The sequence below is a fragment of the Citrobacter sp. Cpo221 genome (assembly GCF_030332345.1).
Lineage (GTDB): Bacteria > Pseudomonadota > Gammaproteobacteria > Enterobacterales > Enterobacteriaceae > Citrobacter > Citrobacter portucalensis.
Map to the genome: position 1 here is coordinate 1 of NZ_JAOWIA010000029.1, position 17,281 is coordinate 17,281.

Annotated in this window: 13 protein-coding genes; 5 read left to right on the forward strand and 8 right to left on the reverse strand. The window is 52.5% G+C overall.

Annotation, left to right across the window (positions count from 1 at the left end; all coding sequences use genetic code 11):
- Nucleotides 1-38: 38 nt before the first annotated feature.
- The 4 genes from OGY72_RS01215 to OGY72_RS01230 all read right to left on the reverse strand — a co-directional run bounded on the left by OGY72_RS01215 (nt 39) and on the right by OGY72_RS01230 (nt 4,149).
- Nucleotides 39-548: a hypothetical protein gene (locus OGY72_RS01215; protein WP_286546264.1), complete on the reverse strand. Its 510-nt coding sequence runs from the start codon at nt 546-548 to the stop codon at nt 39-41.
- A 183-nt stretch (nt 549-731) separates the two neighbouring features.
- Complete coding sequence (locus tag OGY72_RS01220; RefSeq protein WP_286546267.1) at nt 732-1,829, reverse strand: 4Fe-4S binding protein; 1,098 nt, start codon at nt 1,827-1,829, stop codon at nt 732-734.
- 219 nt (nt 1,830-2,048) lie between these two features.
- On the reverse strand, nt 2,049-3,437 hold the full coding sequence (locus OGY72_RS01225) for a diguanylate cyclase (protein ID WP_126319124.1): 1,389 nt from the start codon (nt 3,435-3,437) through the stop codon (nt 2,049-2,051).
- 79 nt (nt 3,438-3,516) lie between these two features.
- Nucleotides 3,517-4,149, reverse strand: a complete 633-nt coding sequence (locus tag OGY72_RS01230) for a LysE family transporter (protein ID WP_003830900.1) — start codon at nt 4,147-4,149, stop codon at nt 3,517-3,519.
- A 266-nt stretch (nt 4,150-4,415) separates the two neighbouring features.
- Between OGY72_RS01230 and yahO the strand changes: the two genes are divergently transcribed.
- The gene (gene yahO, locus OGY72_RS01235) at nt 4,416-4,691 is read left to right on the forward strand and encodes a DUF1471 family periplasmic protein YahO (RefSeq protein ID WP_032942474.1); all 276 of its coding nucleotides are present in this window, start codon (nt 4,416-4,418) and stop codon (nt 4,689-4,691) included.
- 32 nt (nt 4,692-4,723) lie between these two features.
- Here yahO and prpR read toward each other — a convergent pair whose 3' ends face one another.
- The gene (prpR, locus tag OGY72_RS01240; protein WP_126319122.1) at nt 4,724-6,334 is read right to left on the reverse strand and encodes a propionate catabolism operon regulatory protein PrpR; all 1,611 of its coding nucleotides are present in this window, start codon (nt 6,332-6,334) and stop codon (nt 4,724-4,726) included.
- A gap of 253 nt (nt 6,335-6,587) precedes the next feature.
- On the opposite strand from prpR, the gene prpB reads away from it, so the two are divergent.
- The 4 genes from prpB (at nt 6,588) to prpE (ending at nt 12,136) form a co-directional block, all read left to right on the forward strand.
- Nucleotides 6,588-7,469, forward strand: coding sequence for a methylisocitrate lyase (prpB, locus tag OGY72_RS01245; RefSeq protein WP_003830903.1), 882 nt, complete (start codon nt 6,588-6,590; stop codon nt 7,467-7,469).
- Nucleotides 7,470-7,549: 80 nt separating this feature from the next.
- Nucleotides 7,550-8,719: a bifunctional 2-methylcitrate synthase/citrate synthase gene (gene prpC / locus OGY72_RS01250; protein WP_060682693.1), complete on the forward strand. Its 1,170-nt coding sequence runs from the start codon at nt 7,550-7,552 to the stop codon at nt 8,717-8,719.
- Between the two features lie 39 nt (nt 8,720-8,758).
- The gene (locus tag OGY72_RS01255; RefSeq protein WP_286546271.1) at nt 8,759-10,210 is read left to right on the forward strand and encodes a bifunctional 2-methylcitrate dehydratase/aconitate hydratase; all 1,452 of its coding nucleotides are present in this window, start codon (nt 8,759-8,761) and stop codon (nt 10,208-10,210) included.
- A 39-nt stretch (nt 10,211-10,249) separates the two neighbouring features.
- Complete coding sequence (gene prpE, locus OGY72_RS01260; RefSeq protein WP_267441109.1) at nt 10,250-12,136, forward strand: propionate--CoA ligase; 1,887 nt, start codon at nt 10,250-10,252, stop codon at nt 12,134-12,136.
- A 92-nt stretch (nt 12,137-12,228) separates the two neighbouring features.
- Here prpE and lacA read toward each other — a convergent pair whose 3' ends face one another.
- The 3 genes from lacA to OGY72_RS01275 are packed head-to-tail and all read right to left on the reverse strand — an operon-like array spanning nt 12,229 to nt 17,257.
- Nucleotides 12,229-12,840 carry a galactoside O-acetyltransferase gene (gene lacA / locus OGY72_RS01265; RefSeq protein ID WP_284969663.1) on the reverse strand — a complete coding sequence of 204 codons (612 nt, stop codon included), beginning with the start codon at nt 12,838-12,840 and terminating at the stop codon, nt 12,229-12,231.
- Between the two features lie 28 nt (nt 12,841-12,868).
- Entirely contained in the window at nt 12,869-14,122 is a 1,254-nt protein-coding gene (locus OGY72_RS01270; protein WP_286546292.1) for an MFS transporter, read from the reverse strand.
- 57 nt (nt 14,123-14,179) lie between these two features.
- Nucleotides 14,180-17,257 (reverse strand): beta-galactosidase, encoded by a 3,078-nt coding sequence (locus tag OGY72_RS01275; protein WP_286546293.1) that lies wholly within the window; start codon nt 17,255-17,257, stop codon nt 14,180-14,182.
- Between the last annotated feature and the right edge of the window lie 24 nt (nt 17,258-17,281).

The window sequence follows — 17,281 nt, forward strand, 5'->3', positions numbered from 1 at the left end:
GCCTGATAAGCGCAGCGCATCAGGCGTTGTGATTGCGGCTATTGTGTAAAACCGTTTTGCATACAAATTTGCGCGCTGGTTCTCAGAGTAAAGGCGACTTTGTCTGGGTACTGGCTGTAATAGTTATGCTCTTCTTCCAGCCCTTTTGCCTGCGCCAGACGTACCGTTTCCAGCGAGCAGGTACGGTAGATCAGGTCTTTATTCATATTGGTCTGCTTCTCGCGCTGTTTATCTGCGGACAGCGCCAGCCAGCTTTCAGACAGTGAGTAATCGTAGACCACCCGATTTCCTTTCGCCTGCACGTTCTCAATGGTAATGAATTCGTCGATTTTCAGTCTTGGCTGCCCACGCATTTTTTTCTTATCTTCTGCGGCGGCATATTGGGCCAGCGCATGAATATCCATACTGGCTATTTTCTGTTTATAAGCATCTACATAAGCACCAGGTTGCTGATAATGCTGAGCGTAAGCGTTTCTTAATTCCCCGTCGCTCATCGTACAACCCGCCAGAAAAAGAGGTAATAGCAGTGCCAGTTTTATTTTAGTCATGATGTTATCCCGTTCATTATTTTGATCCCAGTCGCCCATAACAAAATAGAAAAATTATTACAGATGATATTTAAGGTTGTATAAACGAGAGCGCGATGGCACAAGTTCAATTGTCTTAAAATGGCAAAAGACGCGGGAAACCCTGCCAGAATTGGCAGGGTTTTGAACATACTGATAAAAAAATTAATGGCCGATCATCTTTGCCTTCGGGATCAGCTGGAAATACATATGATCGGGCACTGGCGTATCCCAGACATTGGCATAAACGGCATAACCAATAGTGGCAAACAGAATGCCCAGCACCAGTAGCGTCATGGCAACACCTGACAGCGTCCTCTGGCGCCATAATGATTTACCACCGTTGCCTTGTGCTCCAGGCAGAGTCTGCAGTGAAAAGCTCAGCGTTGAGGCTACCGGGCAGGATTCAACGCAGGTCATGCAGCCAGTGCATTCCACGGTACGCACCTGAATCAGTCTGTCGACCGGGATATTCGACGGGCAGTTTTTCGCGCATTTTCCGCAGTCGATACAGCTGTCAGCGTTACGGCGGATTTTAAACGGTGAGAGTAATGAGAACAGGCCGAGCAGCGCACCATAAGGGCACAGATAGCGGCACCAGGCATTGCGAATAAACAGGCTCAGGACGCTGATAACGATAACAAAGATGAGCGTAGCGGAGCCAATATGGCGAAAGAAATCGAGCATCTTCACGTCGATAATCATGCCATAGGCCGACATTAGAAAATACTGAATCCCCTGCGCAGGCATCGACAGGGCGATATACAAAAAGAAACTCAGCAACAAATACTTCAGACTGAGCAGCGGAATATCCAGCCAGCGCGGCAGCGTGAAGTTGCGACCAAATACTTTTTTCCCCAGATTGCCGAGCAGTTCGGACAGCGTGCCCACCGGGCATAACCACGAACAGAAGGCTTTTTTTAACAACAGACTAATCAGGATAAACGCAACTAACAGCAGCATGGAGGCGGCATGGATAGGCGGAAGAAAACCAGTCTCCAGCGTATAGCGGATATTCATCAAACCCGCGATTGGTAGCCATCCCTCAATACCACCTGGCCTTGGAATATAGACGCTGGTGCCGGCGGTTTCGAAATAGCGGACCCAGTAATAGAACGTTACGCCAATATAAATATTAATAGCCAGCAGGAGAAACTGGGTGGCTTTTCGCCAGCTGCTGGCGTTGCGCCAGTCATTCCACGGCAGTTTGCCTCCGATCGTGCCAGGACGGCGCTGCCAGCGCGTTCTTTTCTTCCCGTTCATGATTTTATACTATCCCTCATATTTCCCCTTCTGCATTCAGAAGGCGTCATCACCGGGATATGCTAGCGCTATTCAGATTTGGTGTATTTGATTTGCATCTTATTACGTGGCTGTTATTTTCATCATGCCAATATGCCTGAATAAAAATAACAGCTCGATATTTATCGCAAGTCAGATAAATACCCTGAATGGGGTATTTATTTCTCTGCAGGGCAATGGTTATTCCTGATAAACCTCAACGCGGTCGCGACCATTACTTTTTGCCTGATAAAGTGCGCGATCGGCTTTATCAACCAGCTGTTTGTAGTCGGGATGATAATCATATTCGGCAATACCGATACTGACGGTAATAGAAAACGTTTCTGTCGCAGAGGCTGCCATGCGCATCCCGGCAATTTTCATACGCAGCGTTTCCAGAATAATACTGGCCTGCGATTCATCTGACTCGACGAGCAAGATCATAAATTCTTCACCACCGTAGCGGAACACGTAATCGCTGCTACGGATATGATCATAAATGACCGCTGCGACATTTTTGAGCGTCAGATCGCCGGTATTATGCCCGAAGTTATCGTTAATTTGCTTGAAGTAGTCGATATCCAGCATCGCCAGGCTAAAAGGCTTACGCGCATGTAACGCCAGCGAGATTTCGCGTCGCATGATGGTCGGAATAAAGCGGCGATTAAGCAACTGGGTCAGCGAATCTTTACCATTTTCCTGCTTAACCAGTGCCTCAAACATCGAAGCGAGCAGGAAATGGATTTTTGCCGACAGCTGGCGAACATCCTGTAATAAGCTCATCCGCTCGGGTTCTGTCGGCTGATGCTGAGGTGACAGGGTGGTCGTCAGACGGGTGTCGATCTCTGCAATTAGCGATTCCATTTCTTTGAGCAAATTGCTGTTGCCAAGAATATGTTTTCCCTTATGTGAGAACCACATACCAAAATCAGAGTTCGCCAGAAACACCATTTCACCGAAAGGCATTCCGGTGGCAATGTTATAGATAAACTGGTTTTCCCAGTCGGTAAATGAACGAATTTGCCGTTCGCGCTCGACGTTAACGTCATCGTAAATAGTCTGCAGACGATACTGCTCCTGAGTATGCAGCGAGTTTTGATGGCTTGGGGAATAGGAGACGGTCATGGCCTCCAGTGCGGTATCCATTGCCAGACTGCTGAAACAGATAGCATTGCTCAGCAGGGAAGACGAGTCGTCAGCTTTGGTTTTCAATACCCGATACAGCTCATCCTTGAGCTTACGCGCGCCGCGATTCACCAGATCGATGGGCAGACCGATGCGGGCATGCACCACGCCAATTTTGCGCTGTTTGGCCAGCAGCTGCGGTAGATCTTCGTGCGCGCTGCCGAGCACGCTGCGTAACCAGTCAAACATACTACCGCTGAGGCGGGTACTGACCTGTTCCGTATTAAGGAACAATGCGCTCTGGGCATGGGAGAGCATATAGTCATAAAAAACGGTCACTAAATGGCGGATCTCTTCATCGCTTAACGATGTGAGGAGCGTGTGAACGTCAGGCGATGTTTGTCGTATCAGCGCCTGCCATTCCGTAAGGAGTAATGTGTCGTTTACCGGTTCAACCTGTTCCATCTCACTGCCACTCAACCTGCGATTAAAAATTCAGGCGGTATTACGGACAATTACCTCACGATGGTCAAGTTAAACTCTCTTATCGATGGCTAATACCTTCATAAATAAGTCTTAGCGCGAAGACACCTATTATTGCGCCAATTACCCGGCTGGCAACCCGTTGGATACGACCATACGCCCGTCGCACGGCAGGCAAAGAAAATGCCTGGCTGAGAAAAATACGCCAGATAACGGAAGACAACACAATGCCTGCCCAGGCCATCAGTCTGGCCCACGTAGGTGTGTCTGCGCTTAAGGTGACCGAGAAGATACTAATAAAAAAGAGTACAGTTTGTGGGTTCGATAAATCTGTTAGTAATCCACGGCGGAAAAATACATACCAGGGGGCGGAAAGCGGCTGCTGTAGCGTGGGCATTTGCGGCGTGGCCTGATGGCGGATGCTGTTCCAGGCAAACCACAGCAGATAGGCGCCGCCGACAATCTTAATCAATGAAAATATCTCTTCACACTGGGTGATTAGCGTTGCCATACCAAAGAGCCCAAGGCCGGAGTAAAACGCATCACCTAAGGCAACACCCAGACCGGTCATCACACCTGCGCGTCGTCCGGATGCCAGGCTAGTTTGTACCACCACGAACAGATTTGCGCCGGGGTTAAAAAAGGTTAAAACAAACAGGCTGACGGTGAGTACAACGGCGTGCAAAGGTTCCATAGACAACGTTTCCATTAGTAAACACGGGAAAGACAGCTAACACTATAATTTTAGTGCGCACGTCATTCTGCGCATTCACTCACAGTGCGCGTTGAAAACGTAGCGCCACTGCGTTTTGCGTAATTAACGATTCGCAAAATCTCTTTATATTTCCGCCTGCTCTGGATCTTTTTGTCAGCCTGAACTACTTATTAATCATCCTTGACTCGCATGTCGAATGTTCAGGGGGCGATGATGGCATATATAACAAAATCTGGAGCTTTTATATGAAAACTGGAATTAAAGTACTTATTGGTGCGTTAGCTTTTGTTGTGACCAACGCGTATGCCGCGGAATTTATGACGAAGGTTGAGTTTGAAAAGGTTGAGTCTCAGTACACAAAAATCGGTGACATTTCAACGAGTAATGAAGTATCTACTTCGGATGCTAAAGAAGACCTTCTGAAGAAAGCTGAAGAGAAAGGCGCTGACGTGGTGGTATTAACCTCCGGCCAAACGGATAACAAAATCCATGGCACAGCCAATATTTACAAGAAAAAATAACGTGCAGCTGTAAAAAATACAACACCCGTCGGTCATTGTACCGGCGGGTTTTCTTTTAATCGGCGCCAGAACGTGGTTCTGCTAATTCCGAGATAGCGTGCAGCCGCGGTTTTATCACCATTGAATTGTGCCAACACCTGCTGCGGCGTCAGCAATGAAGATGCTTGCGGTGAGTCAGCAGCAATGGCCAGTTCCGGTAATAGCTGTTGTAAAAAATCCATATTCAGCTCCGGCTGCGGCTCGACGCTTAAAAATAGCGCCAGGCGCTCCATCATATTACGCAGTTCGCGGATATTCCCCGGCCAGCCATAATTCAGCAGCGTCGGCTGACTTAATCCCAGCCCCTTGCGTACTGGCTCAGAAAACGGCACGTCCAGTTCCGCCAGCGATTGTTTTAAAAAGCTTTCCGCCAGCGGCAGGATATCGGGCAACCGCTCGCGTAGCGGCGGCAGCTTGAGGCGTAAAATGCTCAGGCGATAAAACAGATCGGTACGAAATTCCCCCTGTTTCATCTCCTGCTCCAGATTACAGTGTGTGGCGCTAATCACCCGGACATCGACCGGAATCGGCTGATGTCCACCGACCCGGGTAACCTCTTTTTCTTCCAGCACGCGCAGCAGTCGGGTTTGTAACGGCAGCGGCATCTCGCCTATCTCATCAAGAAACAGGGTTCCGCCGTGGGCGATTTCAAACAGGCCCGCGCGCCCCCCTCGGCGAGAGCCGGTAAAGGCGCCGTCCTCATAGCCGAACAGCTCCGCTTCCAGCAATGACTCGGTGATTGCTCCGCAGTTGACGGCAACAAACGGCGGCGAGGGTTTACCGCGTCGATTCTCCTGACGGGTGAAAAACTCACGGTGAATGGCCTGTGCGGCCAGCTCTTTACCCGTTCCTGTTTCGCCCTGAATGAGGACCGGCGCACGCGAGCGGGCGTAGAGCATAATGGTGTGCCGCACCTGTTCCATCTGCGCAGAGTGACCGCGCATATCTCCCAGCGCATAACGGGTGCGCAACGTATCGCCAGAGGCGTACTGACCGTTTCTGCGCAGCGTCAGGCGAGTCATATCCAGCGCATCGACAAAGGCCTGGCGCACGGTGGCCGCCGAATAGATAAAGATGCCGGTCATACCTGCTTCTTCTGCCAGATCGGTAATCAATCCCGCACCAACCACTGCCTGCGTACCGCCGGCCTTCAGTTCGTTGATTTGCCCACGGGCATCTTCCTCGGTGATATAGCTGCGCTGTTCAAGCTGCAAATTGAAGGTTTTTTGAAACGCGAGAAGCGCAGGAATGGTTTCCTGATAGGTAATGACGCCAATCGACGAGGTGAGTTTTCCCGCTTTTGCCAGCGCCTGTAGCACGTCGAATCCGCTGGGTTTAATCAGGATCACCGGAATCGATAAACGGCTTTTCAGATATGCCCCGTTGGAGCCCGCCGCAATGATGGCATCGCAACGCTCGGTAGCCAGCTTCTTACGGATATAGGCCACCGCTTTTTCGAAACCAAGCTGAATGGGGGTGATGGTCGCCAGGTGGTCGAACTCCAGACTGATGTCGCGAAACAGTTCAAACAGGCGGGTGACCGAGACTGTCCAGATAACCGGTTTATCGTCGTTCACTCGCGGCGGTAGATGCGTATCTGCCATAACTAACCCCAAAAATTAAGGAACCGAGTAGTAGGGTTTAGTTGTGTTTCATAAATGTTGCAATAAAACGTGAAGGAACGTTTCATGAAACGATAGCTGACACGCTTTTGTGCAACAAAAATAGAAGCATTGGATTTAATATATTGTTTTAAAAGATAAAAAATTAAATTGAAGAGAAAATAAGCTCCCTGGCATACCCCTTGCTTTAGAAATATCAACGAACGATAACAAGTTGATAACAAGAGGACGGGATATGTCTCTACACTCCCCAGGGCTGGCGTTTCGCGCTGCGCTTACCAAAGAAAACCCATTACAAATCGTTGGCACCATCAATGCCAACCACGCTCTGCTGGCTCAACGCGCCGGGTATCAGGCGATTTATCTCTCCGGCGGTGGCGTCGCTGCGGGCTCGCTGGGGCTGCCGGATCTCGGTATTTCTACCCTTGATGATGTGCTGACTGATATTCGTCGCATTACGGATGTTTGCCCGCTGCCATTGCTGGTGGATGCGGATATTGGTTTTGGATCGTCTGCATTCAACGTGGCGCGTACCGTCAAGTCGATTTCCAAAGCGGGTGCTGCTGCGCTGCATATTGAAGATCAGATCGGCGCCAAGCGCTGCGGTCATCGCCCGAACAAGGCGATCGTCTCGAAAGAAGAGATGGTCGACAGGATCCGCGCCGCCGTTGATGCGCGCACCGATCCCAACTTTGTGATTATGGCGCGAACCGATGCACTGGCGGTGGAAGGGTTAGAGGCTGCCATCGATCGTGCCCAGGCGTATGTCGAAGCGGGCGCTGACATGCTGTTCCCGGAAGCCATTACCGAACTTGCGATGTACCGCCAGTTTGCCGATGCGGTACAGGTACCAATTCTTGCCAACATTACTGAATTTGGCGCCACACCGCTGTTTACCACCGATGAACTGCGCAGCGCGAATGTTGCGATGGCGCTATACCCGCTGTCAGCTTTCCGCGCCATGAACCGCGCGGCGGAGAAGGTTTACAACGTGCTGCGTCAGGAAGGTACGCAAAAGAACGTTATCGACATTATGCAGACGCGCAACGAGCTGTATGAAAGCATCAATTACTACCAGTTCGAAGAGAAACTCGACGCGTTGTACACAAAAAAGTAACCGTCGTAGGCCGGATAAGGCGTAGCCGCCATCCGGCAATAAATTAGTACCCTACATATTACAATAATGACGAGGACAACATGAGCGACACAACGATCCTGCAAAATAGTACCCATGTCATTAAACCCAAAAAATCGGTTGCGCTGTCAGGCGTCGCTGCCGGAAATACTGCCTTATGTACCGTGGGTAAAAGCGGTAACGATCTACACTATCGTGGCTACGATATTCTTGACCTGGCACAACAGTGCGAATTTGAAGAAGTTGCGCATCTGCTGATTCACGGGAAATTACCCACCCGCGATGAGCTCACCGCCTATAAAAGCAAACTGAAAGCGCTGCGCGGATTGCCCGCTAACGTGCGCACCGTACTGGAAGCGCTGCCTGCCGCCTCGCATCCGATGGACGTGATGCGCACTGGTGTTTCCGCGCTGGGTTGTACTCTGCCAGAAAAAGAAGGACATACCGTCTCCGGCGCACGCGATATTGCCGACAAACTGCTGGCATCGCTCAGTTCTATCCTCCTGTACTGGTATCACTACAGCCATAACGGCGAGCGCATTCAGCCGGAGACCGATGATGATTCTATTGGCGGTCACTTCTTGCATTTGCTGCATGGTGAAAAGCCATCACAAAGCTGGGAAAAGGCGATGCACATTTCGCTGGTGCTGTACGCCGAACACGAGTTTAACGCTTCTACCTTCACGGGGCGTGTGATTGCGGGAACTGGCTCTGATATGTACTCCGCGATTATCGGTGCGATTGGCGCACTGCGTGGGCCGAAACACGGCGGAGCGAATGAAGTATCGCTGGAGATCCAGCAACGCTATGAAACGCCGGATGAAGCCGAAGCGGATATCCGTAAACGCGTTGAAAATAAAGAAGTGGTGATTGGCTTTGGTCACCCGGTTTACACCATCGCCGACCCGCGCCACCAGGTGATCAAGAGCGTGGCGAAACAACTTTCTCAGGAAGGCGGTTCGCTGAAAATGTACAACATCGCCGACCGTCTGGAAGAGGTGATGTGGGAAACGAAAAAGATGTTCCCCAACCTCGACTGGTTCTCGGCAGTCTCTTACAACATGATGGGCGTCCCCACTGAAATGTTCACACCGCTGTTCGTTATCGCCCGCGTCACTGGCTGGGCGGCGCACATCATTGAACAGCGCCAGGACAACAAAATTATCCGTCCTTCCGCCAACTATACCGGCCCGGAAGATCGCGTATTTGTCTCGATTGATCAGCGTTGCTAATGCAAAACCTCTAAAGATAAAAAACAGGAAATGTACCCTATGTCTGCACATATTTCGAACGTCCGCCCTGAATTTGACCGTGAAATCGTTGATATCGTTGATTATGTCATGATCTACGAGATCACCTCGAAGGTGGCGTATGACACCGCGCATTATTGCCTGCTTGATACCCTTGGCTGTGGCCTGGAAGCGCTGGAATATCCGGCCTGTAAAAAACTGCTGGGGCCGGTTGTACCGGGTACCGTCGTCCCGAACGGTGTGCGCGTACCAGGTACCCAGTTCCAGCTCGATCCGGTGCAGGCGGCGTTTAACATCGGTGCGATGATCCGCTGGCTGGACTTTAACGACACCTGGCTGGCCGCAGAATGGGGTCATCCTTCCGATAACCTCGGCGGTATTCTGGCGACGGCTGACTGGCTGTCGCGCAATGCGGTGGCGGTGGGTAAAGCGCCGTTAACCATGAAAAAAGTGTTAACCGGAATGATTAAAGCCCATGAAATTCAGGGCTGTATCGCGCTGGAAAACTCCTTCAACCGCGTCGGTCTGGATCACGTCCTGCTGGTAAAAGTCGCCTCCACGGCGGTGGTTGCCGAGATGCTCGGCCTGAACCGCGATGAAATTCTCAACGCCGTCTCGTTGGCGTGGGTCGACGGTCAGTCGCTGCGTACCTATCGTCATGCGCCGAATACCGGCACGCGTAAATCCTGGGCGGCTGGCGATGCCACCTCACGTGCTGTACGTCTGGCGCTGATGGCGAAAACCGGTGAAATGGGATACCCGTCCGCACTGACGGCAAAAACCTGGGGCTTCTATGATGTCTCTTTCAAAGGCGAATCTTTCCGCTTCCAGCGCCCGTACGGTTCGTACGTGATGGAAAACGTGTTGTTTAAAATTTCCTTCCCGGCAGAGTTCCACTCGCAGACCGCGGTAGAAGCGGCGATGACGCTGTACGAGCAGTTACAGGCCGCAGGTAAGACCGCTGCCGATATCGAAAAAGTGACCATTCGTACGCACGAAGCCTGTATCCGTATCATCGATAAAAAAGGCCCGTTGAATAACCCGGCGGATCGTGACCACTGCATCCAGTACATGGTGGCTATCCCGCTGCTGTTCGGACGCTTAACGGCGGCAGATTACGAAGACGGCGTGGCGCAGGACAAACGCATTGATGCACTGCGTGAAAAGATTAACTGCTTCGAAGATCCGGCCTTTACTGCCGATTACCACGACCCTGAAAAACGCGCCATCGCGAATGCCATCACGCTTGAATTCACCGACGGCTCGCGCTTTGAAGAAGTGGTAGTGGAATACCCAATCGGCCACGCGCGCCGTCGTAACGACGGTATGCCGAAGCTGGTCGAGAAGTTCAAAATTAACCTGGCGCGTCAGTTCCCGACCCGTCAGCAGCAGCGCATCCTGGATGTCTCCCTGGACAGAACTCGTCTGGAGCAGATGCCGGTCAATGAGTATCTGGATTTGTTCATTATCTAAAACCCGACTCATCAGGCGTAAGTTCAACAGGAGAGCATTATGTCTTATAGCGAGTTTTATCAACATTCTATTACACAGCCGGAGTCGTTCTGGGCCGAACAGGCCCAGCGTATTGACTGGCAGCAGCCGTATACGCAGGTGCTGGACCACAGTAATCCGCCGTTTGCCCGCTGGTTTTGCGGCGGCACGACCAATCTGTGCCACAACGCCATCGACCGCTGGCTGGAGAAACAGCCTGACGCGCTGGCGCTGATTGCTGTGTCATCAGAAACTGAAGAAGAACGCACGTTTACCTTTCGTCAGCTGTATGACGAAGTGAACGTCGCGGCGGCGATGTTGTTGTCGCTGGGCGTACAGCGCGGCGATCGGGTACTGGTTTATATGCCGATGATCGCCGAGGCGCACATTACGCTGCTGGCCTGCGCGCGCATTGGGGCGATCCACTCGGTGGTGTTCGGTGGTTTCGCCTCGCACAGCGTAGCGGCGCGTATCGACGACGCCCGACCGGTGGTTATCGTGTCGGCGGATGCCGGGGCGCGCGGCGGCAAAATCCTGCCGTATAAAAAGCTGCTCGATGATGCGATCGATCAGGCGCAGCACCAGCCGCGTCATGTGGTATTGGTCGATCGCGGTCTGGCGAAAATGGTGCGGATAGAGGGGCGAGACCTCGACTTTGCCGCGCTGCGCCAACAGCATCTCGGCGCGCGGGTGCCGGTTGCCTGGCTGGAGTCGAACGAAACGTCCTGCATTCTCTACACCTCCGGGACAACCGGTAAACCGAAAGGCGTGCAGCGCGACGTTGGCGGCTACGCGGTCGCGCTGGCGACCTCGATGGACACAATTTTCGGCGGTAAAGCGGGCGGCGTGTTCTTCTGCGCATCGGATATCGGCTGGGTGGTTGGGCATTCGTATATCGTGTATGCCCCACTGCTGGCGGGGATGGCGACAGTGGTTTACGAAGGGTTGCCAACGTACCCAGACTGTGGCGTATGGTGGAAAATTGTTGAGAAGTATCAGGTCAGCCGGATGTTCTCTGCCCCAACCGCCATCCGCGTGCTGAAGAAATTCCCGACCGCGCAAATCCGCAATCACGATCTCTCCTCGCTGGAGGTGCTGTATCTGGCGGGTGAGCCGCTGGATGAACCGACCGCCAGTTGGGTAACGGAAACGCTGGGTGTCCCGGTTATCGACAACTACTGGCAGACTGAATCCGGTTGGCCGATTATGGCGATCGCTCGCGGGCTGGACGACCGCCCGTCGCGGCTGGGTAGCCCAGGCGTGCCGATGTACGGATATAACGTGCAGTTGCTCAATGAGGTGACCGGTGAGCCCTGCGAAGCGAATGAAAAGGGCATGCTGGTGATTGAAGGGCCGCTGCCGCCGGGCTGTATCCAGACTATCTGGGGTGATGACGCGCGGTTTGTGAATACCTACTGGTCGCTGTTTTCTCGCCAGGTGTACGCCACCTTTGACTGGGGTATTCGCGATGCGGACGGCTATTACTTCATCCTTGGCCGTACGGATGATGTCATCAACGTGGCCGGGCATCGGTTGGGGACGCGTGAGATAGAGGAGAGTATTTCCAGCTATCCGAACGTTGCCGAAGTGGCTGTGGTCGGCGTGAAGGACGCGCTGAAGGGGCAGGTCGCGGTCGCGTTTGTCATTCCGAAACAGAGCGACAGCCTTGAAGATCGCGACATCGCACATTCGGAAGAGAAGGCGATTATGGCGCTGGTGGACAGTCAGATTGGTAATTTTGGCCGTCCGGCGCACGTCTGGTTTGTGTCGCAGTTGCCGAAAACGCGCTCTGGCAAAATGCTCAGACGGACGATCCAGGCGATCTGTGAAGGCCGCGATCCTGGAGATCTAACGACCATTGACGATCCCGCGTCGTTGCAGCAAATCCGTCAGGCGATTGAAGAGTAACATCGTGTGATGCCCGGCGGCGCAATGCTTACCGGGCCTTTTAGTATTGTAGGCCGGATAAACCACGTGAGTGGTGCATCCGGCATGACGACTTAAAGTAACGGATCCACTTTATAATTTTGGTAATAGTACTCTTTATCTCGTTCATTAATGGTTCTGAGAACTCGACAGGGAGCCCCCACGGCCACGACATCTGCCGGAATGTCTTTTGTGACTATACTCCCCGCGCCGATAACGGAATTATCGCCAATCGTTATGCCGGGATTGATCACTACGTTACTGCCAATCCATACGTTATTGCCGATGGTGACTGGAAAGGAAAACATCTCTCCGGATTTCCTTAATTCATGGTGCACAGGGTGACCCGTTACCGTGATCGTGACGTTTGGTGCAATTAAAACGTTATCGCCGATGGTGACCGTGTAATCATCCACAATGGTAAAGTTAAAATTGGCGTAGAAGTTTTTGCCAATGTGAATATTGCTGCCGTAAGAGAAATAAATGGGGGGCTCAATCCACGCATTTTCTCCTATGGAGGCAAATATTTCGCGAATCAGTTTTTCCCTCTTTTTAATCTCAGATGGACGCGTGTGGTTAAACTCATACATTAACTCCTTTCCGCGCAGTCTCTCTTCTGGCAGCCCCTCGCACATATCAGTAAACAGCTTGCCTGCTTTCATTCTGTCTCTCATAGACATGCTCATCGAAGATATTCCTTCTTGTTATTTGTCTTCAGACTTGTTTACCTGCCGGGGTGAAAACGCGGGAAAACGGCCCCGGCCCGCTAAGGGTAAATACGGAAATCAGCGTGAAGCTCAGCGCAATAATCCCCAGCACCAGATAAGCTCCCTGGAAACCAATGCTCTCATACATTTTTCCGGCCAGAACTGACATGAAAATCATGGCTAACTGTTTGAAGAAGCAGAAACACACCAGGTAAATTGTGGCCGAGAAACGCACTTCAAACTGACTGGTGATGTATTTGAAGCAACCGACAATCAGGAACGGTATCTCGAACATATGCAGCGTTTTGAGGATCACGATCTCCAGCGCAGTGGTGGCGAATGATGAACCAATGATCCGCACCGACATGATCGTACCGGCCAGCAGCAGGGCGTTCTTTCCGCCGATGCGGTTCACAATCAGCGGCGCAAAGAACATGATCGAGGCGTTGAGTAATTCCCCCATCGTTGTGACGTAGCCAAACACACGGGTGCCCTGTTCGCCAGTGGCAAAGAACGAAGTAAAGAAGTTGGCGAACTGCTGGTCAAACACATCATAAGTACAGGAAACGCCGACCACGTACAGGGAGAGAAACCAGAGTTTCGGTTGTTTAAATAACTCCAGCGCCAGCTTCAGGCTGAATGCCGAGTTATTGGCGCCTACCGCATCTGCGACTTTTGCAGAAGAGGGGGCATCTGTTTTTGAAAAGAGCAGCAGCAATGCCAGAATGACCGCACAGCCGGAACCTAACCAGAAGACGAATTGGTTATTGATGGTGAACATAATTCCGGCAATCGAGGCGCACAGCGCCCAGCCCACGCAGCCAAACATGCGCGCGCGACCAAATTCAAAGTTGCTTCGGCGGCTGGCTTTTTCAATATAGGCTTCAATCGCCGGAGCGCCGGCATTGTAAATAAAACCAAGATAAATCCCGCCGACAATTGAACCCAGTAAAATATTAACCTGTAATAACGGACCAAAAACGTAAATAAAGAACGGGGCAAACATTACCAGCATGCCGGTAATTACCCACAGCAGATGTTTACGCAGGCCAAGTTTATCGGATAGTAGTCCGAAAATTGGCTGGAATAACAAAGAAAACAGTGAGATACAGGCGAAGATGATGCCGGTATCGCCTTTGCTGATATGGTTTACATCGTGTAACCAGATAGGGAAGAAGGGGAAATAGGCACCCATAATGAAAAAGTAAAAGAAGAAGAAAAAGCCGAACATCCAAAAGTTAGTGTTTTTTAAATAATACATAACAGACTTCCTCAGGAAAAATAAGGGCAGGTCATAACCTGCCCATTATTATTATGTTTAACCCCAGATAACCTGGTAGTGATAACGCCCGGCGCTTAGCTGGAATTCCGGTGACACGGAAGGACTCCACGAATCATCGCCGCCGACGCCCATATGGAAGCCATCAATATTGAGCCAGGTGCCCGCCTCAGGTTGCAGCAGATGGCGGTGGCTGGTTTCCATCAGTTGCTGCTGGCTAAAGCGGCTGATGTTGAACAGGAAGTCTCCGCGCCACTGGTGCGCGCCGTAGTGCAGTTCACGCGTGCCGCAGCGCAGACCGTTTTCGCTCGGGAAAACATACGGGGTGTACATCTCATCAAGCGACAGATCCCAGCGATCGAAACAGGCGGCGCCCAGACGGTCCGGGTAGTTCTCATGCGGGCCGAGACCTAACCAGTTCACTCGCTCCGCAACCTGCGCCAGCTGGCAGCTCAGGCCGATGCGGGCCGGATGCGGCGTACCGCTGGCAACGTCAACATCCACCGTTATCTGCATTTCACCATTGCCGTCAATATGATAGCTTTTTCGGCTGACGAACAGCGTTTCGCCCTGATACTGCCACGCATGTTCGGTGGTGATCAGTACCGCACTGCTCAGCGTATCGGCAGCACAGTACAGTAACGTTGCTTCAGCCTGATAGTGACCGGCGGCCTTCCAGCGTTCAACCCAGGCGTTAGGGTCGATGCGGGTTGATTCGCTCACGCCGATATCGTTATCCAGCGGTGCGCGGGTGAACTGGTCGGTCAGTGGGGTTAACAGTTGGGCTTTATCGCCAATCCAGTACTGTGTCAGCAGGCCAGACTGACGGTCGAATTGCCAGCGCTTGTTATCGTTCTCAACGGTAAAGATGTTTTCGCTAACGTTAAGCTGTGGCGCGAAACAGTGAGTTGGCTGCCGTGCCAGACTGAGTTTTTCTTCCAGCTTCCACTGCTGCCAGGCGCTGATATGCCCGGCGTCTGACCATGCGGTTGCCTGAGGTTGTTCTACGCGCACTGTCAACCACAGCTGGCCTGCGGTTTCCGGCATCGGGACATCAGGCAGGGTAATCACCTGGCGGCCCTGTGGGGCGATATCCAGAACGATTTCTCCGGCGGCCAGCGGATTGCCGTCCTGAGCAATCGACCAGTGCAGAACTTCGTTATCGCTGCGGCGGAACAGATATTCGCTGGTCACTTCAATCTGGCGTTCAGCGCCCGGCAGTAACGTGAACTGGAAGAACTGCTGTTCATGTTTGGCCTCGTATAACGCCGGATGCGGAGTGCGATCGGCGAACACCAGTCCGTTCATGCAAAACTGACGATCGTTAGGCGTGTCGCCAAAGTCGCCACCGTAGGCTGACCATGCCTTGCCGTTATCATCATATTTAATCAACGACTGATCCACCCAGTCCCAGACAAACCCGCCCTGCAGGCGCGGATACTGGCGGAACGCTTGCCAGTATTTGGCGAAGCCGCCAAAACTGTTGCCCATAGCGTGGGCATATTCACAGAGGATCAGCGGACGCTGCTCGCCGGGCATCGACAGCCACTTTTTAATCGACCATTTGGGGACTGCGGGGAAGGGCTGATCCTGATCTACGCGGGCGTACATCGGGCAAATAATGTCGGTCGCCGCGGTATTTGCGCCGCCGCCTTCATATTGTACCGGGCGTGACGGGTCTTCTGATTTTATCCAGCGGTAGAGTGCGTCGTGATTGACGCCATGGCCGGATTCATTGCCCAGTGACCAGATGATAATGCTCGGATGGTTGCGATCGCGTTGTACCATGCGCGTGACGCGCTGGCTCATGGCAGGCAACCAGGCGGGATCGTCGGTGAGGCGGTTCATCGGCACCATGCCGTGGGTTTCAATGTTGGCTTCGTCGACGACATACAGACCGTAGCGATCGCACAGGGTGTACCACAACGGATGGTTCGGGTAATGTGAGCAGCGCACGGCGTTAAAGTTATTCTGCTTCATCAGCAGAATATCCTGCACCATCGTCGCCTCGTCCATCACCTGGCCGTTGACCGGATGGTGCTCATGGCGGTTGGTACCGCGAATCAACAGCGGCTTGCCGTTTAACAGCAGCAGGCCGTTTTCGATACCAACCTGACGAAAGCCGACGTCACAGGCTTCCGCTTCAATCAGCACTCCGTCCGCGGTGCGTAACTGCACAACGGCGCGGTACAGATTGGGCGTTTCGGCACTCCACAGCGCCGGTTTTTCGACGTTCAGACGCAGAGTCACCCGGTCATGATAAGCGCCGCGTTCATCAATGATCTCGCTGCCGAGCGGTGAGGTCGTTTCGTGGGTAAGCGTTTCACCTTCCCACAATTGCAGGGTGACGCGTAAATCTTTGCTCTCGCTGCCCGCCACTCTGACTTCCGCTTCCAGCGTGGCGCGGCTGAAGTCATCATTAAATCGGGTATTAATGCGCAGGTCGCAGATTTGCGTAGTGGGCTTATGCAGCAGGGAGACATCGCGAAAAATACCGCTCATGCGCCACATGTCCTGGTCTTCCAGATAGCTGCCATCGCTCCAGCGCAGCACCATCACAGCCAGGCGGTTTTCGCCGCGCAGCAGATAATCGCTAAGATCAAACTCAGACGGTAGACGGCTATCCTGACCGTAGCCGACCCAGCGACCGTTGCACCACAGATGAAACGCGGAATTGACGCCGTCAAAAACAATGCGCGTCTGACCTTCATCTAACCACGCGTCTTCGATATTAAATGTGAGCGAGTAACATCCCGTCGGGTTCTGCGCCGGAACGTATGGAGGATTCACCGGGATTGGGTAGGTGACGTTGGTATAAATTGGCGCATCGTAACCGTCCATCTGCCAGTTAGAAGGGACGGTGATGATGTCTGCTTGTGGCAGATCGCTTGTCAGCCAGCTTTCCGGTACTGCCTCCGGCGCGTCAAACCAGGCAAATTGCCACTGGCCATTCAGCGAGCGTAACTGACTCGAATGCTGATTGGTACGTGCATCATCCGCTGAGCGCCAGCTACAAAAAGGCGGGTGCGCCTCCAGGCGGTTGAGCTGCGTGACGCCGGGATTTTCCCAGTCGCGGCGGGCCAGAACAGCGGAGAGTGAATCTGTGTTCAGGTTCATAACGGTATCCTGTTTGAATTTGTT